This is a genomic window from Ruegeria sp. C12, from assembly GCF_056537745.1.
The window spans coordinates 274,903-298,162 of sequence record NZ_JBQFSA010000001.1 but is presented as its reverse complement, the minus strand read 5'-3'; the positions used below and the strand labels follow the sequence as shown (position 1 = coordinate 298,162).

The following is a 23,260-nucleotide window of genomic DNA, read 5'->3' as shown; positions in this document are numbered from 1 at the left end:
GCCTCGATTCGCCATGATCGTATGCCACTGCACCAACATCTCTGACCACGACATCCGCGCCGCGATTGACTGGATGCGCGCGGCGGATTCGCAGGCCATCATCACGCCGGGCAAAATCTACCACGCCCTCGGAAAGTCGGCGGATTGCGGCGGGTGCATGCCGCTTTTCCTAGACACGATGCGTTCAAGCGATAATCTGGAAGTCCCCATGCAACTCCGCGCGTTGCGCAGCGGAGTATCACAGGAGAAAGCTGATGAAGGGCGATCCCAAGGTCATAGAATATCTCAACAAATCCCTGCGGCATGAACTGACCGCGGTCAGCCAGTATTGGCTACACTACAGGCTTCAGGAAGATTGGGGCCTTGGCCATATGGCCAAGAAAAGCCGCGAAGAAAGCATTGAGGAGATGGGGCACGCGGACAAGCTGATTGAGCGCATCATCTTTCTGGAAGGTCACCCGAACCTGCAAAAGCTGGACCCGCTGCGTATCGGTCAGAACCCAAAGGAAACGTTGGAGTGTGATCTGGCCGCCGAACTGGACGCTCGTGCCCTTTATGCCGAAGCGCGCGACTATTGTAGGGAAGCCGGGGACTACGTCTCTATGATGCTGTTCGAAGGATTGATCGCAGATGAGGAAGGCCATATCGACTTCCTGGAAACGCAGCTCGACCTGTACGAAAGGATCGGCGAAGCCAATTATGCGCAACTCAACGCATCGAAAATGGACGAAGGCGAATAGTCTTTTTGCCCTGTCAGTGGCCGCCCTGGCGGCCACCCCGGCCCTGCCTGCTGAAACCCAAAACCTTCCCCTGCAGGACCTTCACCTGAACATCACCCCCCGCACCGATGACGAACGCGCCCGCGTTGAGGCGGTCACTGCACCGCCGCAGGACTTCAGCGTGCCGCAGCGGTTCGAAGACCTGCCCGCCGGGGCCGCAACGGTTCGCGTGCGCAACGATGCGGATGCGTTTTCCCAACCCTCGGGCAACCTAAGCTTTGAGCAAGAGCTTGATTTCAAGGTCGGCAACGGGCTGTTCAAGAAAATCTGGGTGTCGTCGCCGTCATCGACGCTGGCATCTGACGGGTTGGGTCCGCTTTACAACGCGCGGTCCTGCCAGCGGTGTCACATCAAGGACGGGCGCGGGCACACGCCGAACGGGCCGGATGACAATGCGGTGTCTATGTTCCTGCGAGTCTCCATACCGGGCGGCCCAAACGACGGCTTTCCCGAGATCAAGGATTATATCGCGACCCTGCCAGAGCCGACATATGGTGGCCAGATGCAAGACTTCGCGCTGGCCGGACACCCGGCGGAATACCAGTTGGACATCACTTACGAAGAGGTCCCGGTCGCGCTGTCGGACGGCGAAATCGTGTCGTTGCGCCGCCCGACCTATCGGGCCGCCGATCTGGGCTATGGTCCGTTGCACCCGGATGCGATGCTCAGCCCCCGCGTCGCGCCGCAGATGATCGGCCTTGGTTTGCTGGAGGCGATCCCGGTCGCTGATCTTCTGGCCAAAGCCGACCCCGAAGATTCGGATGGCGATGGGATCTCGGGCCGGGCGAACATCGTCTGGTCGGCAGAATACGATGTCCCCATGATGGGCCGGTTTGGGCACAAGGCGGGCATGCCAACGATCATGGAGCAGTCAGCGGCGGCCTTTGCCGGGGATATCGGCATCTCAAGCCCACTGTTCCCGGCCCCGCACGGGGATTGTACCGACGCGCAGATCACCTGCACGGACGCGCCGCATGGCGATGATGACACGCGCGGGTTTGAGATCGATCAGATCGGCATGGATCTTGTGGCCTTCTACAGCCGCAATCTGGGCGTGCCCGGCCGCCGCGACGTAGATAACCCTGAGGTTCTGCGCGGCAAAGAGGTGTTCTACACCACGGGCTGCACCGCATGCCACACGCCGTCCCATGTGACACACCGCATGGACGACCGGCCCGAACAGAGTTTTCAGTTGATCTGGCCCTATACCGACCTGCTGCTGCACGACATGGGCGAAGGTCTGGCCGACAACCGCCCCGAAGCCCGCGCAACCGGTCGCGAATGGCGCACGCCTCCGCTGTGGGGCGTTGGCCTGACCGAACGAGTCTCGGGCCACACGCAATTCCTGCATGACGGGCGCGCCCGCAATCTGCTGGAGGCGATCCTGTGGCACGGGGGCGAGGCGCAGGCGGCGCGCCATGCCGTCGTCTCAATGCCCAAGGCCGACCGGGACGCCCTGATCCGTTTCCTTGAGAGCCTTTGACATGCGCATACTGCCCCTCATCGCCGCATCACTGATGCTACCGGTTAGCGCTTTGGCACAGGATCGTTCCGCAATCCTGCTGGATGCGACCCAGTCGCATATCCTGCCCCGGTTCGCCGAACTGGCGGATACCGCCGACGCGCTGGCCGAGACTGCACAGCAGGACTGCGAACCAACCTCACCCGCCCTGCGCGCGGCCTATGGCGCGTCTTTCGACAGCTGGATTTCCCTCAGCCATTTACGCTTTGGACCGACCGAGGTGGATGACCGTGCTTTTGCCATGGCCTTCTGGCCCGACACCAAAGGGTTTACCTCCAAGGCCCTGTCGCAGCATATCACCGCCGAAGACGCGGCCGTTGAAAGCGTTGAGGTCTACGCCGAAACCTCGGTGGCTGGGCGTGGGTTCTTTGCTTTGGAGCGGATGCTGTTTGACCCTGCGTTTGCCGATCAGGGCAGTGCTGCTTACCGCTGCGCCCTGATTCAGGTGATCACAGCGGATATTGACGCCAATGCCCGCGCGATGGCCGATGACTGGCAGACCTACGCCCCCAGCCTGACCCAACCCGGCGTCAACAGTCGCTATAGGACGCAGGATGAGGCACTGCAGGAGTTGTTCAAGGCGCTCTCGACCGGTCTTGAGTTCACCGCATCAACAAGGCTGGGGCGACCGCTCGGAACATTCGACCGCCCGCGTCCCAAGCGGGCCGAGGCGCGACGCTCTGAACGATCCTTGCGGCATGTGGAACTGTCGCTGATCGCGCTGCGCGATCTGGCGGCGCGGTTATCCTCTGATCACCCCGAGGTCGCCTCCGATCTGGACGCCGCCTTCGCTCGCGCGATAGGCACTGCACGGTCGATTGATGATCCGGCATTGGCCGGCGTGGCGGACCCTGCGGCGCGGTTTCGGATCGAAGCCCTGCAACAATCCATCACCGACATCCGCACCATCGCCTCAACCGAACTTGGCCCGACCCTTGGGATCAGCGCAGGCTTCAACTCATTGGACGGGGACTGAGCCTTGACCAGTCGCAGGCGTTTTCTTGCCGGGTTGGCGGCGGCGAGCATCACCCCGATCCGGGGATGGGCTTCCGTTGGCGCGCCAGACTATCTGGCTGCAGGGCTGTTCCCCGACGGTTCATTCCGTCTGGCGGGGTTGACCGCCGATGGAGATATCCTGTTCGCCCTGCCCCTGCCCGCGCGCGGCCACGCCGCCGCCGCACATCCGAACAAAGCGCAGGCTGTCGCCTTCGCGCGCCGCCCCGGAACCTTCGCCGTTGTGATCGATTGCGCCAACGGCACGGAACTGGCCCGGCTTGAAGCCCCGGAGGGGCGACATTTCTACGGGCATGGCACGTTTTCGGCCGATGGCATGCACTTCTTTGCCACCGAAAACGACTATGAAGCCGGTACCGGAAAAGTTAGCATCTGGGACGCGGACAGTTTTGAACGTCTGGGTGAGTTCTCGTCTGGCGGCGTTGGCCCCCATGACATGCGACTGATGCCAGACGGGCAGTCGCTGGTGATCGCCAATGGCGGGATTGAAACCCATCCGGACACCGGACGCACCAAACTGAACCTGCCGGTGATGCGCCCGAATCTGAGTTACCTCGATCTGTCCGGAACACTGCTGGAACAGGTGGAACTGCCGCGCGCCATGCACAAGAACTCGATCCGGCATCTGGCCGTACGCGATGACGGGCTTGTCGGTTTTGCGATGCAATGGCAGGGCAGTGCGTCCGAGCATCCTCCGCTGGTGGGTCTGCACCGCCGGGGTGAAGCTGCGACGCTGCTATCGGCCCCCGAAGCGGATCAAAGCCGGTTACAGGGATATGCAGGCAGTATAGCGTTTTCAGCCGATGGGACGGCCATCGCCATCACCTGCCCGCGCGGCAACGCCCTGCACCGGTTCGATGTGCAAACTGCGGCCTTCCTGGACGCCTTCGCCTTGAACGATGTCTGCGGTCTTGGGACCGGTCCGGGCGGGTTGGTCTTCACTACAGGAACCGGCCTTGTCGGCACGCTGGACGGGTCGCAGACACAGATCCTGACGCGGTCTGATTGCCAATGGGACAACCATCTGATCCCGATCCGCAGTTTCGCATAAAATTCGGCAATCCCCGTCACATAGTTTACACTTGGAAGAATCAAACTGCTGCCGTATTGGCGGGCGCGAAACCGGCACCCTACGTTAAGGACTGACTTGATTGAAACACACGCCCGATGCACCGCATTCCATCTACGGGGTTGAGAAATGGGGCAAGGGCCTCATCGAGGTGACGGAGGCGGGCGAGATCGGTCTGCGCAATCCAATGGCCCCCGAGGCCGAGGCGATCAGCTTGCCCGCTATTCTGACCGATCTGGACGACCGCGGCATCAAGGCCCCGATGCTGCTGCGCGTGACGTCCTATCTCGAACATGAAATCGCGCATCTGAACGAAAGCTTCCGCGATGCGATTGCCCGCACCGGCTACCAAGGGGCGTATCGCGGCGTATTTCCGATCAAGGTGAACCAGCAGGCGCAGGTGGTCGACCGGATCGTCGAATTCGGCAAGACATACGACTACGGGCTCGAGGCCGGGTCGAAACCCGAACTGGTCATCGCCCTTGCCCACCGGCTGTCGCGCGACGCGCTGATCGTCTGCAACGGCGTCAAGGATGCCGAGTTCATCCAGCTTGCCATCCTCAGCCGCAAGATCGGCTTCAATACGGTGATCGTGCTGGAAAGCCCGAAAGAGGCCGACACGGTGATCGAGGTCTATAACGAGTTGGGCATCGAACCGCTGCTGGGCGCGCGGGTGAAACTGACCAACCAGATCAGCGGCAAATGGGAGGAAAGCTCGGGCGACCGATCCGCCTTTGGCATGAACACCGACCAGTTGGTGGCCACCGTGGACAAGCTGAAGGAGGCCGGGCTGCTGCATTGCCTGAAACTGCAGCACTCGCATTTGGGCAGCCAGGTGCAGGACGTCAACGACGTGCGCCGCGCCGTGGGTGAGGCGTGCCGTTATTACACCGAACTGACCCGAGAGGGCGTTCCGCTGACCCATCTGGACCTCGGCGGCGGCATGGGCGTGGACTATACAGGCGAGAAAAAGGCCGCCGAAAACTCGATCAACTACACGGTCGAGGAATACTGCGCCAATGTGGTCGAAACCGTCGCCTATGCGCTGGACGAGGCCGAAGTGCCCCACCCCACGCTGGTCACCGAAAGCGGTCGCGCGGTGGTGGCGACATCGTCCATGCTGGTGTTCAACGTGCTGGAAAGCACGCTGTATGACGCCCCCAACGGCCCCGAAGTGGAACCCGACGACCATCACATGGTCTCGGACCTTGCCGCCGTGCATGGCTATCTGTCCAGCGACCGGCTGCAGGAATGCTGGAATGACGCCAATTTCTATCGCAATGAACTGCGCGCGCTGTTCAGACGCGGCTATGTCGACCTGCGCCAGATGGCCCGCGCCGAACGCATCTATCTGTCGCTGATGGCCCGCCTCAAGGCGCTGGCGGCAAGCGACGAGCTGGACACGGATGTAGACGACCAGCTTGAGAAAGTGGCCGATATCTACCACTGCAACTTCTCGCTGTTTCAATCCCTGCCTGACGTCTGGGCCATCGATCAGCTGCACCCGATCGTGCCACTGCAAGGGCTGAACGACACCCCCGACCGCCGCGCGGTCCTGTCCGACATCACCTGCGACAGCGACGGCAAGATCGACCGTTTCATTCTGGCCGACGGTGTCTCGCCCAGCCTGCCGGTGCATTCCCTGCCCGAGGATGGCGAATATTGTATGGGCGTCTTCTTTGTCGGCGCCTATCAGGAAACACTGGGCGATCTGCACAACCTGTTCGGCGACACCAATGTCGTCACCATCGACCTGCGCGCCGATGGCGGTTTCGACCTGCTGCACGAACAAGAGGGCGACACCATCAGTCAAGTCCTGTCCTATGTCGAGTTCGACCCGCAGGACTGCGTCGCCGCCTTCCGCAAAATGGTGGACGAGGCGATCTCGACCGGTACTCTGCTGGCCAAAGACCGCAAAACCCTGATGGCCGCCTACCGCGACAGCATCAACGGCTACACCTATTACGAATAACCCGAGAGGAGAGGACACCATGGGCAAAACACTGGTTGTCGGCGCAGGCGGCGTATCCCACGCTGCTGTGCACAAGATGGCGATGAATTCGGACATCTTCACCGAAATCACTCTGGCCAGCCGCACGAAATCGAAATGCGACGCCATCGCCGCAGCCGTCAAGGACCGCGTCGGCGTGGACATCAAAACCGCCGAACTGGACGCCTATAAGGTCGAGGACACGGTCAGGCTGATCAAGGAAACCGGGGCGGAAATCCTCGTGAACCTTGCCCTGCCCTATCAGGATCTGGTGCTGATGGACGCGTGTCTTGAGGCAGGTATCCACTATCTCGACACCGCGAATTATGAGCCCGAGGATGAGGCCAAGTTCGAATACCACTGGCAATGGGCCTATCAGGAACGGTTCAAAGAGGCCGGCCTGACCGCCATCCTCGGCTCGGGCTTCGATCCGGGCGTGACCAGCGTGTTCGCCACGTGGCTGAAGAAACACAAGCTCGACACCATCCGCCAGATCGACGTTCTGGACGCCAATGGCGGCAGCAACGATCAGGAATTCGCCACCAACTTCAACCCCGAGATCAACCTGCGCGAAGTGCTGGCCGAAGTGCGCCACTGGGAAAATGGCGAGTGGAAACACTCTCCCGCGATGACCCACAAGGTCGAGTTTGACTTTCCCGCCATCGGCCCCAAGAACATGTACCTGATGTATCACGAGGAACTGGAGTCGCTCTCGACCCACTTCCCCGAGATCGAGCGCGCGCGCTTCTGGATGACTTTCGGCGACGCCTACATCACTCACGCCAAGGTGCTGGAAAACGTTGGCATGACCCGCATCGACCCGGTGATGCATGACGGCAAGGAAATCATCCCGATCCAGTTCCTGAAAACCCTGCTGCCCGATCCCGGCGATCTGGGCGCGGAAACCAAGGGCAAGGCCTGCATCGGCGACATCGCCACAGGTCAGGCCAAGGACGGCTCGGGCGAGAAGACCTACTACATCTACAACATCTGCGACCACGAAGAATGCTATGCCGAGGTCGGCAGTCAGGCCGTCAGCTACACCACCGGCGTCCCCGCCATGATCGGTGCCGCTCAGGTGCTGAAAGGCAACTGGCGCGAACCCGGCGTGTGGAACATGGAACAGCTGGACCCGGACAACTTCATGGACATGCTGAACGAACACGGTCTGCCCTGGCAGGTCCACGAGCTTGACGGCCCGGTCGATTTTTAACTTCATCTTTTCCTAAATACTCCGGGGGGTCCGGGGGGCTGGCCCCCCGGCCTCTCCAATTCAGGAGACGCCGGTTATGTCCGACATGATGACCACACAAGCCGGAGACGCCGGCGCCTTCCGCAATTTCGACCTCGCCCGCGTCCCTACGCCCTGCTTCGTGGTCGATGAAAGGGCGGTCGAACGCAACCTGACCATCCTCGCCGATATCGGCGCACGGTCCGGCGCGCATGTCCTCAGCGCGCTCAAGGCGTTTTCGATGTTCTCGCTGGCCCCGCTGGTGCGTCAGCATCTCGGCGGCACCTGCGCCAGCGGCATATTCGAGGCACGTCTGGGCCGCGAAGAATATGGCGGTGAGGTCGCCACCTTCTGCGCCGGGTACAAAGACGCCGACATGGATGAAATCCTGTCGCTGTCCGACCACATCATCTTCAACAGCCCGGCCCAGAAGGACCGCTTTCTCGCCAAAGCCCAAGCCGCCAATGTGCAGGTGGGCCTGCGCATCAACCCGGAACATTCCGAAGGCGAGATCCCCAAATACGACCCCTGCGCCCCCTGCTCGCGCCTTGGGACGCCGGTCAGCCAAATGACCTCTGAGACGCTGCAAGGAGTCGACGGCCTGCATATGCACACCCTCTGCGAACAGGGCTTCGAGCCGTTACAGCGCACATGGGCCGCCGTCGAACCCAAGCTCGCCCCGTTCATGGACCAGCTCAAATGGCTGAACTTCGGTGGCGGCCATCATATTACCCGCGATGACTATGACCGCGACGGGCTGGTCGCTTTCATCAAGGCGATCCGGGCAAAACACAACATCGACGTCTATCTCGAACCCGGTGAGGCCGTCGCGCTGGACGCGGGCATACTGGTAGGTGAAATCCTCGACCTGCCCACCAATGGCATGAACCTTGCAATCACCGATATTTCGGCCACATGCCATATGCCCGACGTGATCGAAGCCCCCTATCGCCCCGCCCTGATGGACGAGGCCGAGGCTGGCCATACCTACCGCCTCGGGGGTCCGTCCTGTCTGGCGGGCGACGTGATCGGCGATTACACATGGGACAAACCGCTGGAGATCGGCCAGCGTTTCGCCTTCCTCGATCAGGCGCATTACTCGATGGTCAAAACAAACACCTTCAACGGTGTTCCCCTGCCGACCATCGCCCTATGGAACAGCGAAACGGATGCGCTGAAGATCATCAAACAGTTCGGCTATGACGACTTTAAGGACCGCCTCTCATGAGCATTTTCCTCGACAGTGAACTGACCGCATCCGAGCGCAGCGAAGACGCCCGTTTCCGCGTGATCCCGGTGCCGCTGGAACGCACCGTTTCATACGGCTCGGGCACCGCCAAAGGCCCCGAAGCGATCATCGAGGCCAGCAGCGAGCTGGAACGCATCACCGGCCACGCCGAACCCTGCGTCGAGGGCATCTTTACCGAAGAGCCCGTCGATTGCGACGCCGCCCTGTCCGAAATCATGGAACGCATCGCCCAGCGCACCGAATCCGCCATACGCGCAGGCAAAGTCCCGGTCACGCTGGGCGGCGAGCATTCGCTCAGCTACGGCGCAGTGATGGGGGTGGTGCGGGCGCTGAACCAGCCCATCGGCATCGTCCAGATCGACGCCCATGCCGACCTGCGCAACGCCTATCAGGGGGAAAAGCACTCTCACGCCTCGGTCATGCACCTGCTTGCCGAAGAAGGCATCCGGCTGGCCCAGTTCGGCGTGCGTGCCTTTTCCACCGAAGAGGCGCAAAGCCGCCTGAAGAACCGCGTCTTTCACGTAGACGCCGAGGAATTGGTCACTGGCAACATCCACGCGATCAACCTGCCCGAAGATTTCCCCGAACTGGTCTATGTCAGCTTTGATGTGGATGGGCTGGACCCGTCACAGATGCCCGCGACGGGTACGCCTGTTCCCGGTGGCCTGGGCTATTATCAGGCGCTGCGGCTGGTCGAACACGCCCTCAAAGGCCGCAAATGCGTGGGCTTCGACGTGGTCGAACTGGCCCCGGACGGCAATGCCGCCTGGGACTTTACCGCCGCACAGATCGTCTATCGCCTGATGGCGGCCTGTTAACCCTCGGCCGTTTCGTTCAGTTCCATGTGCCCTTCGCCCTTGTTCAGGACACGGCGCAGCATGGGTTCAAAGAATTCCAGCGGTTTGGTCGGATAGTCCGGGTCGAACGCTTTCTGATCGTATTCATGGCAGAAATGGCGGCAGTCCTCCCAATAGGGGCTGTCGCGATACCTGTCGCGCGCGTTGCGGTCGCCGCCAAGGTGATGGTTGTAATAGTACCCTTGGAACACGCAATGATGTTTGAGAATCCAATAGGTTTTCTCGCTGACATAGGGTTTCATCATCGCCGCTGACAGTTCACCGTGATTGTACGGCGACAGAATATCGCCCGTGTCATGGATCAGCGCGGCGACCACCAGTTCCTCATCCGCCCCATCCTCATAAGCGCGCGTGGCGGCCTGCAGGCTGTGCTGATAACGGTTCACCGGATAGGGCGTCCAGTCCTCGTCCAGCGACCGGATTGCATCCAGGATCCGATCCGGCAGGGCCGCGTTATACGCCTCTTCATACTCCATAACGGCGTCCCAGTCGGCTTTGGTCGCCTCTTCGAAACTGGTCCAGGTGGGTTTGTGGCTTTTGTCCAGCATGACATGTCCTTTGGCTTGCGTGTTGGCATCAGAATACTGCACGCTGGCCATCCAAAAAAATGAATTGATTTTATCGGATCGATCAAAAAATACTTTCGATATGCAAACCAAAGCTCTGGAAACTTTTCTATGTGTGGCAGAGACCGGCGGATTTCACGCCGCCGCCCGAAAGCTGAACGTCACACAAACCGCCGTCAGCGCCCGGATACGCGCGCTTGAGGAGGCGACGGGCAAGCCCCTGTTCTCGCGCGGGGCCGGAGGGACGGCTTTGACCGAGTATGGCCGTCAGTTCAAACCGTATGCCGAGCAGATGCTGTCCCTGTGGTCCTTTGCAGCCAATGATCTGCCCGATCAGGTTCACAACCGGCTGGCGCTGCGCCTGGGTGCCCAACTTAGCGTCTGGGACCCGTTGCTTGTTGATTTGGCCGTGCGCTTCGAACAGCGGTTCGGGCAATTGCTGCTGACCCTGAATTATGATCACGACCTGAATATGGTCGATGCGGTTGCAACCCATGTTCTGGATGCGGCTCTGACCCACGAAAGACCCGTGGACCGGCGCGTGATCTGTCACGAACTTCCGCCAGAACGCCTGTGTCTGGTTGAAAGCAAGGCGAACACGAAATCCGATCAGGTTTTCGTCAACATAGAACTGGGCGAGGCCTATCAGGATCACGTCAGATCCACCGCGCGCCGCGCATCCGGGCAGACGATTTTTCTGGGCAATTGCCTGATGGCCCTGCGCTATCTTCTACAGCGCGGCGGCTATGGATATTTCCCCGACTATGTCATCACGCAGCATTTGAACTCGGGCGAGTTATTGCGCGTGACGGGCGCGCGCGATTTGATGCTGCCGGTGTATCTGGTGGTGCGCATGGACAATGAAGAGGTCGAGAACATCCTGCAATGCCTGTCAGACCTCCGCCAGTGATCTCAGGCTGGCGAGGGCAATGGCGTCCCGTCTCGGGTCCGTTTGCGCAACAAAGGCCTGCCTGCGATCAGCAGGAACAGCGCCGACACGATCACTCCGATAACAGCAGGAACGTAGAGCAGGCCCCACAGCCTTGGATCATCGATAACAACTGGTGACACGAAACCTCGAACCCCTTCGAGCAGGACCAGGATGGTAAAGGCACCCAGAATCTGGGGCCAGAGCCCAAATCGGGAAAAGCTGCCCAGCATCAGCGTTGAATACCCTGCCAGCGACACCGCGATACATATGGCAATCCATGAGAATCGCTGGTGCAACTCTTCGACCAGATGGCCCCGGCTGTGCCGTTCGGCCTCTTCCACCGACTTCATGTCATAGATCAGCTCGGCGGTTGAAATCGCCTCGAGGCTGCGGCGGGTCATGCCACCGGATCGCGTAAGGTCCGAGATGTCGTAGGACGCATCCTGAAACAGGGTCGACGACAGGGTCCGACCCTCTTGGTTCAGGCGCAGCGCGAGCCCGTCCACCATGACCAGATGGATGCCCGCGCTATTGTTGACCAGATAGGCGGTCGCGCTGGAATAGCTGACCGCATTTTCCGGATCGCGACGATCAGAGACAAAAACCTCTTTCAGCGTGCCATCCAGATCGATGCGCCCGATATAGACGGTAACATTCTCGGCCGGATGCAGGAACTCGCCTTCGTTCAGCAACTGAGCGGTCACGTCGCCTGCAACCTCGGCTTGTCTGATCTCAAGCTGTTCGACCGAGGCCGGGCGCAGAAACACACTGATCACCGCCATCATCAAACCTGTGATCAAGCCGAACAGAACCACCGCCCGCGCCAACCGCCAGGGGCTGGACCCGGTCGCCAGCATCACCGTCAACTCGCTTTCCCGGCTCAGACGGTTGGTGACGTACACCGCCGCCGCAAACACGGCCATTGGCATCACGGTGCGGATCAGAGTGGGTAAGGTCAGCGCGGTGAATTCCAGAAACACCATCGCCGACTGCCCGCCGCTGATCACGCTGTCAAACAGGCTGACAGACCGGGTAACCCAGAAGACCCCGACAAGGACCAGAGTGAAAAAGCCGAACAGAATCAGCAATTGCCGCAGGAAATATCCATCGAAACGCGACATGGGCCCTCTTTCCGGTTTCTGTTCTGCCGGGACATTAGGCCATTCATCCGCCAGAGGAAACCGGGTTCCGCGCGATGAACGCCCGCGCCCAAGATACCTGTTTAGGGGAAGTGACAGCGGCAGGCAGCCAATCTGCACGCTTCGGGCTTACCAATAGACTTGTAACATGTAGCAGTAGCCAAGTGGCCGATCTGAGGCTAGCCAACGGCGGCAGCCCTCACTGGCTTGGCTTTCCAACTGTGACGCTGTTTAAACAAAGTTGAATTCTTGGTCAGGTATCTGATTGTCGGCAATGCCATGAAAACGCGGTTCGGTCGCGCGATTGGTGGCAAAATAAGAAGCAGGGCCAAATTTCCACGTGGGAACAAGGTTCAACACATAGCAGAGGGCGACGTGGCAAATCAGGAAGAAGCTAATAAGAAGATAGTCTATTTGCACGTGGGGCACGCCAAAACAGGCACGTCCGCACTTCAGACGTTTTTTGCCCGACACACTGAAGAGCTATCTCAAGCGGGAATCTACTATCCACCTCTGGTCGATTTGACCGATGCTATCAAGGGAAAGGCCACAGGCGGCAACGGTACGCCCCTGGGTTCCGTCCTGGCAAAAGACATCGAAGAAACAAGTATCTTCAAAAGAAAAGAGGCTGTTCGAGAAACGGTAGGCGACTTTGTCGCTCGAAATTTGGCGGTGTTTCAAAGGAATGAGCCGCATGTCCTGATCTCAAGCGAATTCCTGCAGGCTTTTGACAGCAAGCGTTTGAAAGAATTTGCGTTGGAGTTGCAAAACTTGGGCTTTGCAACTCACATCGTGTTTTTTGCCAGAAACTACAGTGAGCTATTATTTTCAAGCTGGCAGCAAGGCATCAAACGCGGTCGATTTACCGGTGACTTTCGTCAGTTTATTGAAGCCGCAGAAGACACTATGGGCGCAACTATGGAAGAGATTTTAGCCGCCCAAAGATTGGGTTTGACCTTTGATGTCTTTAACTACGACGATGCCAAACGCGACATATGCAGCTTCTTCTTGGAAAAGGTTCTGAACCTACCACCTGGGAACTGGCCAACAGTGAGCCCTCTCAGGGTCAATCGATCGTTAACTGAACGCGAAAGTCAGTTTCTTCGAATGATAAACGGCGTATTTGATCATGCAACTTATCCGCTGATTGCGGATCGTCTGATCGAGGCTTCCCCGGAACTCGAATTTAGTCATGGTCCATCACCGGATGACATTGCTATCGTCAATCAGAAATTTGCAAAACAAACGGCACTTATTAATCAACAAATCAAGGGAAGCCCACTCACCGAGCCAACGGCAGAACAGGACAACCAAGAAGACGAAACTCAAACCCTAATGCGAATTATGGCCGTCTTCTTTAGATACGTTGAAAATGAAAAAAGACGTGATTTCCGGGGATTGAACCCAGCTGGCACCAAGCATGCAAGGTTGAGTCGCAAGGAGTTGGAAGAGCGCCTTGAGGTAGAAACAAGAAAGACAAATTTGTTGGAGACAAAGCTTGCCAACCTTCGGCGACATCCATTGAAAAAGTTGTACCACAGAGTCGTCAAACGGCTTTAGAGCGACTTTCTGCAACTCTACTCAGCGAAACCAGTGCCTTACGTGGTTGCAGGTGCTGTTCGCGAAGGTTAGGCCCCCGGCACATCTTGCCCCACCCTTCCCTCAATGCAGGAAAGCAACTCGCCCCATCCGGTGGCAGGCTGCTCGTGGCCTGCGTCCCAACAGCAAGGTTTAGGCAAGGGCTCACCCAGCCTCTCTAGCCTTCGTGTATTTCCTATGTGAATTGGTTCCTTTGTCGGAATGCGGACTCGAGTTAAGATTATTTCAAATATGGCGCGCCTGAACGATACCCAGATATTTCAAGCCCTGGCGCCCACCTCAAATTTCATAGTCCGTTCAATGGAGTAACCCATGCCTAAACTTGATCCTCAAACGCAAAAGAAGGTCAACGCATTCTGAAAAAAGAAAAAGCCGGCAGCCGTGAAACACAGCGCGAAAAAAGAGAAGAAACGTGCCGAAACGGCCCTAGCAAAAGCGAAATGGTCCGTGAAACAAGCGCCAGCACCCGAGAAAAAAGCCTATGCCGAAGTAGAGCAAGCGGTCGTGGAAATGTGCGCTGAAGAAGGGCTGGAGGAAGTGCAAAAAGCAATGTCCGACGCAAAAGTGGAAAAGGCAAAAAAGGAAGTAAAGGCGCGGATCAAACAGAGGGTGGGTCAAATTCAGAAGGCCAAACAGCGTGTCAAAAAAGCCTTGGCCAAACTGCCACCGAAACCGGCGCAGGCCGTCGAAAAAGAACTGGAATCCACTTTCAAGTCCACGCTGAAATTCTGGAAAGACCTTGAGGCTGACGCCAAGAAAGAAGGTCTGGCCGATTAATTTGCTCGGCATTTCGCCGCACCGGCCCTAAATTCGCTCGTCAGGCGCGTTAAGGCAGTTTCCTGTTTGCCGACCTATGGCCTATGTACTACGCCCACCGGGGTATCAGTATTTGCGACCCCAATTGCTGTCGCTGGGTTGGCAAAGTTTGCAACCCCTCTTTCGCTCTAATCAACAGGGACTAACAGCGAGAGCCCAGGATGTTACGCTGACCTACAGACCAAATGGTGATGGCAGTTTCTTTGTCCTTACCGTTGTTGTGGCCCAGCTCTTTCAGCAATGACGTGTACAAACCCCGCATTTTGCTGGGTCCTGCTCGCTGGCCGCAAAGGTTCTCCCTGAAACCTGGCCGACCACCTAATAAGGTGGAAACGATGCCGGGCTTGATTTGAACCCTGCTTCACACGCTCTTTCAAACGCACAAAAAACGCGCCGAGGTCAGTGACGAGCGCGGTGATACAGTTACGTGATTGGTTTGGAAATGGCAGGGGCAGCAGGGTTCGAACCCGCGACCTACGGTTTTGGAGACCGTCGCTCTACCAACTGAGCTATACCCCTATGGTGAGGCCCCAAATAGGCCAGCCGCGCGGCGGACTCAAGAGGCTTTTTTACAATCTCTCATACTTCGCAATCTGACAAACAAGTTGCGCGGGCCGTGCAGTTGGGTAAGACAAGGTCTGGTCAGCAAAAGGAACCCGGTGTGAGCCTCCGCAAGAAGATCGCAGACAGCGAAGCCGTACTGAACTGGACCGCGCGGCGGATTGCCAGCTATATCCGGATGGTCAACCGCAACACGCGCTGGCAGCGCATCGGGTATGAGGAGCTGGACCAGCTGGCCGAACAGGGTGAGCCGGTCATTGTCGTCCTCTGGCACCAGCGGCTGGCCCAATCCCCTTATTTCTTTCCGCTGGATAAAGGGCGCATCTGTTCAATTACGTCCTCGGCGCGGGCAGGCAGCATGGTAGGTCGGGTGCAGAAGCTGTTCGGCATGGACACGATCGCCATGACCAGCAAAAATTCCAACAATATTGCCGTGTCGCGCGAAGTGATCGGAAAGGTGAAGCAGGGCATTTCCATCGGAATCGCCGCGGACGGTCCGCGAGGGCCGGAACGGGTTCTGTCGACCGTGCCTCTGGTATGGGCGCGCACCTCGGGCAAGCGCGTGTTCGGCATCACTTTTTCCGCCAAACACGGGCGCGAGGCGGGAACCTGGGACCGGTTGCTGATGCCGCGCCCGTGGCGCAACGAAGGCGTGTTTCTGTGCCGTGAGTGGACGGAAACCGTACCGCGCAAGGCCAGCGAAGACACCCTTGAGACCCTTCGCCTCAGCCTTGAGGCGCATATGAACGACATCACAGCCGAGGCTGACCGTATGGTCGGGCGCGCGCCGTGGACGCCAAAGGGCTAGCCGCCCCGCAACCTCTGCATCAGATAGACTTCGCTGCCTTCCGGGATGGGTTCGGTCAGGCCGGTGGCAATGACGCGCCCGTCGATGGCGATGGACACCCCCGCGTCGATGGGGGCCTGCAATTGCGGGTGGGCGCGCACTAGGGCGCTCAACAGCTCTCCGGTGGTGGCGGCTTCGACCGTCACCACTTGCCTGCCCCCGGTCAGTGACCGGAGGCTGGACCAGAGGTGGACGTCAATCATTGTCCTTCAACGCAGCCAGAATCCGCGGCGGTGACATGGGCAGTTGTTTCATCCGAACCCCTGCCGCGTTCGACACCGCATTGGCGATGGCAGCGAGGGGCGGCACGATGCCTGTCTCGCCGACCCCACGCACACCAAACGGATGGCCGGGGTTGGGAACCTCGACGATCACCGTGTCGATCATCGGCAGGTCGCTGGCGACCGGGATGCGGTAGTCGAGGAAGACCGAGTTCTGCAGCCGTCCATCCTCGCCATAGATGTATTCCTCGTTCAGTGCCCAGCCGATGCCTTGTGCGGCCCCGCCCTGATACTGGCCTTCGACATATGCCGGGTGGATCGCCTTGCCTGCGTCCTGAATGACCGTGTAGCGGGTGATCGAGGTTTTGCCGGTTTCCGGATCGACCTCGGCATCGACGATATGGGTGCCGAAGGACACGCCCGCGCCTTCGGGGGTGGCCTCGAAATGCCCCGAGATCGGACCGCCGGTGCGACCCATGTTCGCCGTGATATCGGCCAGCGGTAAGGGGTCGAAATCGCCCGCGTTGGGCCCGGAAGGCACCGCGCAGCCGTTTTCCCATTTCACCGCGTCCACAGGGATGCCCCATTTGGCCGCCGCGCGTTCGCACAGCTTTTCAACCGCGTGTTTCGCCGCCTTGATGGTCGCCAGACCGCTGGCATAGGTCACGCGACTTCCGTGCGAGACGTCGTTATAGCCCAGCGTTGCCGTGTCAGCGATGGTGACGCGGATGTTCTCGTACGGAATGCCCAGCACTTCGGCCGCCATCAACGCCATGGACGCGCGCGAGCCGCCAATATCGGGCGTTCCGACCATCAACTGGGCCGAGCCGTCCTCGGACAGCGCCAGCGATACCGAGGTTTCGCCGCCGTGGTTGAACCAGAACCCGCAAGAAATCCCACGCCCCTGCCCCGGTTTCAGCGGGGCCGCGTAGTGAGGATGCGCCTTGGCGGCTTCCAGCGTTTCAACCAGACCGATGCGTTCATAGGTTGGCCCGTAACTGGCCCTTGTGCCCTCATGCGCGGCGTTTTTCAGGCGCACTTCGACCGGGTCGAGGCCCAGCTTGTTGCACAGCTCATCGATCACCGATTCGACGGCAAAGGCCCCCATCGGAGCCCCCGGCGCGCGATAGGCCGCCTGCTTCGGGCGGTTGGCCATAACGTCATAACCGATCTGCCTGACGTTGGTCAGGTTATAGGGCGCAAAGGCGCACATGGCGGTCATGTCGCCCGGCGCACCAGGGAAGGCCCCGCCTTGCAGGCGGAACACGCCCTGCGCCGCCGAAATCGTGCCGTCCTTCTTCATCCCGATTTTCACATCCATCGACGCGGATGAGGTCGGACCGGTGGCCCGGAACACCTCGGAGCGCGACATAACGATTTTCACCGGACGGTTGGCCTTGCGGCTCAGCGCCAGTGCGACGGGTTCAATGAAAACGGTGGTTTTGCCGCCGAACCCTCCGCCGATTTCCGACGCGGTTACGCGCAATTGCGAGGTCTCAATGCCCAGCAGCGCGGCGCAGGTTTTCTGTGCGATCCAGTGGCCCTGGGTGGTGCACCACAGCTCACCCTTGCCGTCATTGCCCAGCATACCCAGACAGGCATGCGGTTCGATATAGCCCTGATGCGTCGCCTCGGTCACAAAGCTGTCTTCGATGACCAGATCAGCCTCGGCAAAGCCAGCCTCGACATCGCCATGGCCGCTTTCGTGATAGCGGACAACGTTCGGATGCATGCCTTGCGGCACCGAGTAATCCGCAGCCCCTTCGCGGATCACCGGCGCGTCCGCTGCCATCGCTTTGTCTACATCGGTGACATGGGGCAGAACTTCGTATTCAACCTCGATCAGCTTGAGCGCATCGCGGGCCGCCAAAGCCGAACTTGCGGCAACCGCTGCGACCGCGTGACCGTCATACAGCGCCTTTTCACCGGCCATGACGTTTTCCAGCACGTTCCAGAACTCGCCCGCCAGACCGGGGGCAAAGGGCACGTCAGCGAAATCGGCGCGTGTCACGACGGCTTTGACGTCCTTGTGCGCCTCGGCTTTCGAGGTGTCGATCTTCACGATCCGCGCATGGGCATGGGGCGAGCGCAGAACCGCGCCGTGCAACATGCCGGGGGCCGACATATCCGCGCCGAACTTGGCACGGCCCGTGACCTTGTCCAAACCATCGGGGCGGTTCGGGCGGGTGCCCACAAAGGTGAAGTCAGATTTGCGATCGTCCAGAGCCATTATGACGCCTCCCGCAGGTCTGCTGCCGTTTCCATCACGGCGCGAATGATCTTGTCGTACCCGGTGCAGCGGCAGAGGTTGCCTGCCAGCCAATACCGCGCCTCTTCCTCGGTGGGGTCCGGGTTCTTTTCCAGCAGCGATTTGGCCGCCACCAGAATGCCGGGCGTGCAGATGCCGCATTGCAGGGCAGCGTGCTCGATGAACTTCTGCTGCAATGGATGCAGCACGTCACCGTCTGCAATCCCCTCGACGGTTTCGATCTGTTTGCCGTCCGCTTCGACCCCCAGCACAAGGCAGGAACAGACCAGACGACCGTCAACTGTGACCGAACAGGCCCCGCAGTCTCCGGTGCCGCAGCCCTCTTTCGCGCCGGTCAGGTTCAGTTTGTCGCGCAGACAGTCCAGCAGTGTTTCGCGCGGGTCGCACAGGTATTCGACCGTGTCCCCATTCACGGTTGTGGATACGTGGAGCTTGCTCATACATCTTCTCCCTTCGCACGGGCATAGGCGATCTTTGCGGCGCGCTTGGCCAGAACGCCTGCGACCTCGGTGCGGAATTCAATTGTGCCACGCTTGTCGTCAATTGGGTTGCAGGCGGCAGAGGCCGCAGCGGCCAGCGCGTCAAGCGCTGCATCGTCCAGCGTGCTGCCAATGATCGCCGTGGCGCAGTCTTCCACCAGCAGAACAGTCGGTGCCACAGCACCCAAAGACACACGCGCTTCGGTGATGGTATCGGCGTCCAGACGCAGGCTGACACCGACGCCGACAACCGCAATATCCATTTCGGTCCGCGGAATGAACCGCAGATAGGCGTCGCCTGCGTTGTCGCCACGGGCGGGGATGTTAACCGCCGAAACCAACTCTCCCTTCACCAGCGAGGTTTTGCCCGGTCCGGTCGGAATATCCTCAACCGCGACCTCTCGGGTACCCTCCGGCCCGGTGACCGTGACCGTCACACCCGCAGCCACCATGGCAGGCACCGAGTCCGCCGCAGGCGACCCGTTGCACAGATTGCCGGTCAAAGTCGCGCGCCCCTGAACCTGAGTCGAGCCGATCAGGTCCATCGCCTCGACCACGCCGGGCCAGTCGCGGCCAAGTTCGGCATGCTCGCTCATTTCCGCGCCGGTGGTTGCCACGCCCAGCGTCCAGCTACCATCCGCATTGCGGGTGATGTCGTGCACACCGTTGATTTTCTTGACATCGATCAGCGTGTCGGGCGTCACCAGCTCGGCGCGCAACTGTACCAAAACATCGGTGCCGCCTGCCAGAAATCGTGTTATGCCCGTTGCGTTTGCCGCCAGGGCCGATGCTTCGGCAAAGCTGGCAGGACTGTGATAATCCATGAATTTACCTCGCGCCTGTATCTCAGGGTTCACTGGGGATCGGGGCGACGTTAGAGGAGCCTAATGCCCGCGTCTATGGCTGGAATGGTAAATTTTCGCGGTCCCATTTTGCACGGTCGGGGGAACAGCAAACGCTTGGCCCGCCGAGCGTACTATGGGCGCTTAGACCTGTGACAGCAACCAACGCCGCATCGCTTCGACCAGTTTGGGCTGGCGCGGCTTCCTCGGGGTCACGATGTAAAACCCCGGATCGCCGCTCAGCACCTGCTCGAAGGGTTTGACCAACTGGCCTAAGGTCAGTTCGGACCCGACCAGCGCCGCATCTGCCAGGGCAAACCCCTGTCCCGCTACAGCCGCGTCAATTGCAAGGCTGGTGTGGTTGAAGGTCATCATGCGCGGCCTTCCGTCCACCCCAGCATGTTCCAAAAACAGCGGCCAAAGACCATGTGAATCGCTAAGCAACGTATGCCCCAACAAATCCGGCACATCAGACACGCGCCCTGCCAGATCTGGCGCGCAAACCACAATAAGTTCGGTCGAAAACAAGGGCTCGGCCCGCAGATCGGATGTCAGATGCGATTGACCGTGGCGCACAGCGATGTCGGCACCGTCCTTGCCGAATTCGGCAAGATGTTCCTGCGCATCGATCTGAACCTGAATTTCCGGGTGCTTTGCCGTGAAATCCGACAGCCTGGGCACTAGCCATTTCGACGCAAAGCTGGGCGTCACGGAGATTGTGATCTGACGCTGGTCTGCCGCCTCTTCCACCGCGTTTTCGATCAGGCGAAACGCGCGTTTTAGAGGCGCGCTGAGTTTGCGGCCCTCTTCCGTCAGGTGCAGACCGCGCGGCATCCGATCGAACAGGGCAATGCCCAAGCGCGCCTCAAGCCCCCGAACCTGCTGCGCCACAGCCCCTTGCGTGACGCCCAGTTCTTCCGCCGCAAGGCGAAAATTCAGATGTCTGGCCGCAGCTTCAAAAGCACGCAAAGCGTTCAGAGGTGGAAGGGCTGGCATATCCGCACACAGTAGATTTTCTACAGGCTTAGAGCAGAAGAACTGATTGGTCAAACGCAGCGCCGAGGCTCATTCTAAGGACAGATGCAGATTGGAGTGCGAAAATGACAGAAAAAGTTGCCCTGATAATGGCCGGTGGCAGCGGGATGGGCGCCGACGCGGCCCGTCGGCTGGCCGCTGACGGGTTCAAAACCGGTATCCTGTCCTCATCCGGAAAAGGTGAGGCATTGGCCCGGGAACTGGGTGGCGTCGGGATAACCGGGTCCAACCAATCCACCGACGATCTGCAACGGCTGGTGGATGCGGCCATGTCCCATTGGGGACGGATCGACGTTCTGGTCAATTCAGCCGGGCATGGCCCAAAAGGCGCGGTGCTGGATCTGTCGGATGACGACTGGCATCTGGGGATGGAGGTGTATTTTCTAAACGCCGTCCGCCCGACCCGGCTGGTGACCCCGATCATGCAGGCCCAAGGCGGTGGATCAATCATCAATATCTCAACCTTCGCCGCATTCGAACCGGACCCGGCCTTTCCGACCTCGGGCGTATTTCGCTCTGGCCTCGCGGCTTTCACCAAGCTCTATTCCGACAAATACGCGGCAGACAACATCCGCATGAACAATGTGCTGCCCGGCTTCATCGACAGCCTGCCCGAGAAACAGGACTTCCGCGACAGGATTCCGATGGGCCGCTATGGGCGCAGTCGCGACGAAATCGCGCCGGTGATTTCTCTGCTGGCTTCTGAGGGAGGCGGATACATCACCGGACAAAACATCCGGGTCGATGGTGGTATCACCCGCTCGGTCTGACGTATCAGAGCCGCGCCTTGATCAGATGCGTCAGCGCCGCGCCGGTTTCGAAATAAGCACGGCGCAGGCGCGTCCAGCTTTCGCGGTGCTCGGATACGACTGGCACCGGCAGGCATGAGAAATCCCCTGTCAAAAGGCTTTCAGCCATCAACCGCCCGAACATCGTGCCGGGCCCGATGCCGCGCCCGGAAAACCCATGGGCGGACAGGGCGTTTGGGCCAAGCTGAGTGATCTTGGGAATATGATCCGACGTCATGGCTATCCGCCCGTGCCAGCCCTGAACCAATGGTTGATCCGATAGGTGCGGAAACAGTTCGGCCAATTTGCGACTGACCCATCCTGTATGGGCCGCGCGGCCAGCATGGCTTAGATCCCCCATCCCGCCAATGATCATGCGTCCGTCCTGATCCAGCCGGAACGATGTCATGATCAGGCCGGTATCCCAGCATCCTTCGCCCTGCGGCAGAATGCTGTTGCGCAGATTGTGGGACAAAGGCGCGGTCGCATATTGAAAGTAGTAGACCGGCACATAGGCGGGCGCGGTGTCCTCAATACCTTGATGATAGGCGTTTGTGGCTTGAATGACCGCCCTTGCGCGCACCGATCCGCCGGGGGTTTCCAGAACCCAAACCTCACCTTCCCGGCGCAGGTTGCGAACCGGACTGTTGGTGTAGATCTGCGTGCCGAACTCACGCGCCACTCGCGCCATACCCTGCACATAGGACAGTGGCTGGATCGTACCGGCCCGAGGATCAAACAGCGCCCCATGAAACGCCTCGCTACCGGTTCTTTGCGCTGCGGTCCGGGCCGACAACAGCTCGACCGGAGCGCCCGCCGTGCTAAGCTGCGCGTGGCGGGTTTGCAGATCGCGCAACCCGGCAGGTGAGTGCGCGCAGTGAAGTGTTCCGTTCCGCACCGGCTCGCAATCGATCTGGTGCTTTTCGATCAGGGCAAAGACCTCGGACGGAGCTTGGGACAGAAGGTCAATCAGGCGGTCACCAGTTGCCTGACCCAAGTGCTTGCGAATGTCGTCGGGGGGCAACCAAAGGCCCGCATTGACCAACCCGACATTCCGCCCCGAGCCGCCATGGCCGATGTCCTGCGCCTCCAACAGACAGACCGACGCGCCGGATTTCGCAGCGTAAAGCGCAGCGGAACACCCGGTGTATCCGCCACCGATAGTGGCCAGATCCACCGTCACATCGGCTGAGAGGGGCTCGGCGTTCAGGTCTTCACGGCATGTCTCGCGCCACAGAGAGTGTTCGGGGTTGGTCACGGGTCACCTTTCATCCTTGTCCGCAGCATTAGCGCGCAAGGTGGCAGCAACTCAAGATGAGGAAAGAGGAACGGCCTGTCGGGGTCGTGTCGGCGCAAATTTCGATGGCAGCGGTGAATATGACCCTTCGGGCCTGAACAAACGCCCTCTGCAAACTGCCCGGCCCAACCAGCACAGTCGTTTCGACAGAAACGACAA

At 59.8% G+C, this 23,260-nt stretch carries 22 protein-coding genes and 1 tRNA gene; 14 read left to right on the top strand and 9 right to left on the bottom strand.

Translation table 11 applies throughout. The annotated features are described in order from the left end of the window. Nucleotides 1-13: 13 nt before the first annotated feature. The 9 genes from ACR0C9_RS01385 (at nucleotide 14) to speB (ending at nucleotide 9,672) form a co-directional block, all read left to right on the top strand. Nucleotides 14-307 carry a (2Fe-2S)-binding protein gene (locus tag ACR0C9_RS01385; protein ID WP_170452471.1) on the top strand — a complete coding sequence of 98 codons (294 nt, stop codon included), beginning with the start codon at nucleotides 14-16 and terminating at the stop codon, nucleotides 305-307. Then, the gene (gene bfr, locus ACR0C9_RS01380; protein ID WP_480780206.1) at nucleotides 255-740 is read left to right on the top strand and encodes a bacterioferritin; all 486 of its coding nucleotides are present in this window, start codon (nucleotides 255-257) and stop codon (nucleotides 738-740) included. The genes ACR0C9_RS01385 and bfr overlap by 53 nt, the downstream gene beginning before the upstream one ends. A gap of 16 nt (nucleotides 741-756) precedes the next feature. Next, nucleotides 757-2,262 carry a di-heme oxidoreductase family protein gene (locus tag ACR0C9_RS01375; RefSeq protein ID WP_480780205.1) on the top strand — a complete coding sequence of 502 codons (1,506 nt, stop codon included), beginning with the start codon at nucleotides 757-759 and terminating at the stop codon, nucleotides 2,260-2,262. Nucleotide 2,263: 1 nt separating this feature from the next. Further along, the gene (locus ACR0C9_RS01370) at nucleotides 2,264-3,277 is read left to right on the top strand and encodes an imelysin family protein (protein ID WP_480780204.1); all 1,014 of its coding nucleotides are present in this window, start codon (nucleotides 2,264-2,266) and stop codon (nucleotides 3,275-3,277) included. Nucleotides 3,278-3,280: 3 nt separating this feature from the next. Next, on the top strand, nucleotides 3,281-4,366 hold the full coding sequence (locus tag ACR0C9_RS01365; protein ID WP_480780203.1) for a DUF1513 domain-containing protein: 1,086 nt from the start codon (nucleotides 3,281-3,283) through the stop codon (nucleotides 4,364-4,366). 100 nt (nucleotides 4,367-4,466) lie between these two features. Continuing rightward, on the top strand, nucleotides 4,467-6,356 hold the full coding sequence (gene speA / locus ACR0C9_RS01360) for a biosynthetic arginine decarboxylase (protein WP_480780202.1): 1,890 nt from the start codon (nucleotides 4,467-4,469) through the stop codon (nucleotides 6,354-6,356). A 19-nt stretch (nucleotides 6,357-6,375) separates the two neighbouring features. Next, nucleotides 6,376-7,587 carry a saccharopine dehydrogenase family protein gene (locus tag ACR0C9_RS01355; RefSeq protein WP_480780201.1) on the top strand — a complete coding sequence of 404 codons (1,212 nt, stop codon included), beginning with the start codon at nucleotides 6,376-6,378 and terminating at the stop codon, nucleotides 7,585-7,587. 76 nt (nucleotides 7,588-7,663) lie between these two features. Beyond that, the gene (gene nspC, locus ACR0C9_RS01350) at nucleotides 7,664-8,833 is read left to right on the top strand and encodes a carboxynorspermidine decarboxylase (protein WP_480780200.1); all 1,170 of its coding nucleotides are present in this window, start codon (nucleotides 7,664-7,666) and stop codon (nucleotides 8,831-8,833) included. Continuing rightward, nucleotides 8,830-9,672 (top strand): agmatinase, encoded by an 843-nt coding sequence (gene speB / locus ACR0C9_RS01345; RefSeq protein ID WP_480780199.1) that lies wholly within the window; start codon nucleotides 8,830-8,832, stop codon nucleotides 9,670-9,672. Before nspC ends, speB begins: the two co-directional genes overlap by 4 nt. Here speB and ACR0C9_RS01340 read toward each other — a convergent pair. Then, nucleotides 9,669-10,259 carry an HD domain-containing protein gene (locus ACR0C9_RS01340; RefSeq protein ID WP_170453136.1) on the bottom strand — a complete coding sequence of 197 codons (591 nt, stop codon included), beginning with the start codon at nucleotides 10,257-10,259 and terminating at the stop codon, nucleotides 9,669-9,671. The two genes, speB and ACR0C9_RS01340, sit on opposite strands and share 4 nt — an antisense overlap. Before the next feature lie 100 nt (nucleotides 10,260-10,359). Between ACR0C9_RS01340 and ACR0C9_RS01335 the strand changes: the two genes are divergently transcribed. Then, the gene (locus ACR0C9_RS01335; RefSeq protein WP_480780198.1) at nucleotides 10,360-11,187 is read left to right on the top strand and encodes a LysR family transcriptional regulator; all 828 of its coding nucleotides are present in this window, start codon (nucleotides 10,360-10,362) and stop codon (nucleotides 11,185-11,187) included. A gap of 2 nt (nucleotides 11,188-11,189) precedes the next feature. Here ACR0C9_RS01335 and lptF read toward each other — a convergent pair whose 3' ends face one another. Beyond that, nucleotides 11,190-12,329 (bottom strand): LPS export ABC transporter permease LptF, encoded by a 1,140-nt coding sequence (lptF, locus tag ACR0C9_RS01330; protein ID WP_480780197.1) that lies wholly within the window; start codon nucleotides 12,327-12,329, stop codon nucleotides 11,190-11,192. Nucleotides 12,330-12,626: 297 nt separating this feature from the next. Between lptF and ACR0C9_RS01325 the strand changes: the two genes are divergently transcribed. Beyond that, nucleotides 12,627-13,907, top strand: coding sequence for a hypothetical protein (locus ACR0C9_RS01325; RefSeq protein WP_480780196.1), 1,281 nt, complete (start codon nucleotides 12,627-12,629; stop codon nucleotides 13,905-13,907). A gap of 420 nt (nucleotides 13,908-14,327) precedes the next feature. Further along, nucleotides 14,328-14,723: a hypothetical protein gene (locus ACR0C9_RS01320; protein WP_480780195.1), complete on the top strand. Its 396-nt coding sequence runs from the start codon at nucleotides 14,328-14,330 to the stop codon at nucleotides 14,721-14,723. Nucleotides 14,724-15,205: 482 nt separating this feature from the next. Here ACR0C9_RS01320 and ACR0C9_RS01315 read toward each other — a convergent pair. Beyond that, nucleotides 15,206-15,281, bottom strand: a tRNA-Trp gene (locus ACR0C9_RS01315). Between the two features lie 142 nt (nucleotides 15,282-15,423). On the opposite strand from ACR0C9_RS01315, the gene ACR0C9_RS01310 reads away from it, so the two are divergent. Beyond that, complete coding sequence (locus ACR0C9_RS01310; RefSeq protein ID WP_170622939.1) at nucleotides 15,424-16,131, top strand: DUF374 domain-containing protein; 708 nt, start codon at nucleotides 15,424-15,426, stop codon at nucleotides 16,129-16,131. On the opposite strand, the gene ACR0C9_RS01305 is transcribed toward ACR0C9_RS01310, so the two are convergent. The 5 genes from ACR0C9_RS01305 to ACR0C9_RS01285 form a co-directional block, all read right to left on the bottom strand. Beyond that, on the bottom strand, nucleotides 16,128-16,373 hold the full coding sequence (locus ACR0C9_RS01305; protein WP_170452499.1) for a MoaD/ThiS family protein: 246 nt from the start codon (nucleotides 16,371-16,373) through the stop codon (nucleotides 16,128-16,130). The genes ACR0C9_RS01310 and ACR0C9_RS01305 overlap by 4 nt on opposite strands. Further along, nucleotides 16,366-18,621, bottom strand: coding sequence for a xanthine dehydrogenase family protein molybdopterin-binding subunit (locus tag ACR0C9_RS01300; protein WP_170452501.1), 2,256 nt, complete (start codon nucleotides 18,619-18,621; stop codon nucleotides 16,366-16,368). Before ACR0C9_RS01300 ends, ACR0C9_RS01305 begins: the two co-directional genes overlap by 8 nt. Then, nucleotides 18,621-19,100, bottom strand: coding sequence for a (2Fe-2S)-binding protein (locus ACR0C9_RS01295; RefSeq protein ID WP_170452503.1), 480 nt, complete (start codon nucleotides 19,098-19,100; stop codon nucleotides 18,621-18,623). The genes ACR0C9_RS01300 and ACR0C9_RS01295 overlap by 1 nt, the downstream gene beginning before the upstream one ends. Beyond that, nucleotides 19,097-19,963 carry an FAD binding domain-containing protein gene (locus ACR0C9_RS01290; RefSeq protein WP_480780194.1) on the bottom strand — a complete coding sequence of 289 codons (867 nt, stop codon included), beginning with the start codon at nucleotides 19,961-19,963 and terminating at the stop codon, nucleotides 19,097-19,099. The genes ACR0C9_RS01295 and ACR0C9_RS01290 overlap by 4 nt, the downstream gene beginning before the upstream one ends. A 162-nt stretch (nucleotides 19,964-20,125) precedes the next feature. Next, nucleotides 20,126-20,977 (bottom strand): LysR substrate-binding domain-containing protein, encoded by an 852-nt coding sequence (locus ACR0C9_RS01285; protein WP_480780193.1) that lies wholly within the window; start codon nucleotides 20,975-20,977, stop codon nucleotides 20,126-20,128. A 104-nt stretch (nucleotides 20,978-21,081) separates the two neighbouring features. Here ACR0C9_RS01285 and ACR0C9_RS01280 point away from each other — a divergent pair, with 104 nt between their 5' ends. Continuing rightward, nucleotides 21,082-21,786 carry an SDR family oxidoreductase gene (locus ACR0C9_RS01280; protein WP_480780192.1) on the top strand — a complete coding sequence of 235 codons (705 nt, stop codon included), beginning with the start codon at nucleotides 21,082-21,084 and terminating at the stop codon, nucleotides 21,784-21,786. Nucleotides 21,787-21,790: 4 nt separating this feature from the next. Here the strand turns inward: ACR0C9_RS01280 and ACR0C9_RS01275 are convergent, their stop codons facing one another. Next, a complete protein-coding gene (locus ACR0C9_RS01275; protein WP_480780191.1) occupies nucleotides 21,791-23,062 on the bottom strand; it encodes an NAD(P)/FAD-dependent oxidoreductase in 1,272 nt (423 codons plus the stop codon). Nucleotides 23,063-23,260: the final 198 nt, after the last annotated feature.

Excerpts from the sequence above, each read along its gene's own strand:
- ACR0C9_RS01385 (WP_170452471.1), top strand. The coding sequence starts at position 14 with ATGATCGTATGCCACTGCACCAACATCTCTGACCACGACATCCGCGCC.
- bfr (WP_480780206.1), top strand. The coding sequence starts at position 255 with ATGAAGGGCGATCCCAAGGTCATAGAATATCTCAACAAATCCCTGCGG.
- ACR0C9_RS01370 (WP_480780204.1), top strand. The coding sequence starts at position 2,264 with ATGCGCATACTGCCCCTCATCGCCGCATCACTGATGCTACCGGTTAGC.
- ACR0C9_RS01355 (WP_480780201.1), top strand. The coding sequence starts at position 6,376 with ATGGGCAAAACACTGGTTGTCGGCGCAGGCGGCGTATCCCACGCTGCT.
- nspC (WP_480780200.1), top strand. The coding sequence starts at position 7,664 with ATGTCCGACATGATGACCACACAAGCCGGAGACGCCGGCGCCTTCCGC.
- speB (WP_480780199.1), top strand. The coding sequence starts at position 8,830 with ATGAGCATTTTCCTCGACAGTGAACTGACCGCATCCGAGCGCAGCGAA.
- ACR0C9_RS01340 (WP_170453136.1), bottom strand. The coding sequence starts at position 10,259 with ATGCTGGACAAAAGCCACAAACCCACCTGGACCAGTTTCGAAGAGGCG.
- ACR0C9_RS01335 (WP_480780198.1), top strand. The coding sequence starts at position 10,360 with ATGCAAACCAAAGCTCTGGAAACTTTTCTATGTGTGGCAGAGACCGGC.
- lptF (WP_480780197.1), bottom strand. The coding sequence starts at position 12,329 with ATGTCGCGTTTCGATGGATATTTCCTGCGGCAATTGCTGATTCTGTTC.
- ACR0C9_RS01325 (WP_480780196.1), top strand. The coding sequence starts at position 12,627 with ATGAAAACGCGGTTCGGTCGCGCGATTGGTGGCAAAATAAGAAGCAGG.
- ACR0C9_RS01305 (WP_170452499.1), bottom strand. The coding sequence starts at position 16,373 with ATGATTGACGTCCACCTCTGGTCCAGCCTCCGGTCACTGACCGGGGGC.
- ACR0C9_RS01300 (WP_170452501.1), bottom strand. The coding sequence starts at position 18,621 with ATGGCTCTGGACGATCGCAAATCTGACTTCACCTTTGTGGGCACCCGC.
- ACR0C9_RS01295 (WP_170452503.1), bottom strand. The coding sequence starts at position 19,100 with ATGAGCAAGCTCCACGTATCCACAACCGTGAATGGGGACACGGTCGAA.
- ACR0C9_RS01290 (WP_480780194.1), bottom strand. The coding sequence starts at position 19,963 with ATGGATTATCACAGTCCTGCCAGCTTTGCCGAAGCATCGGCCCTGGCG.
- ACR0C9_RS01285 (WP_480780193.1), bottom strand. The coding sequence starts at position 20,977 with ATGCCAGCCCTTCCACCTCTGAACGCTTTGCGTGCTTTTGAAGCTGCG.
- ACR0C9_RS01280 (WP_480780192.1), top strand. The coding sequence starts at position 21,082 with ATGACAGAAAAAGTTGCCCTGATAATGGCCGGTGGCAGCGGGATGGGC.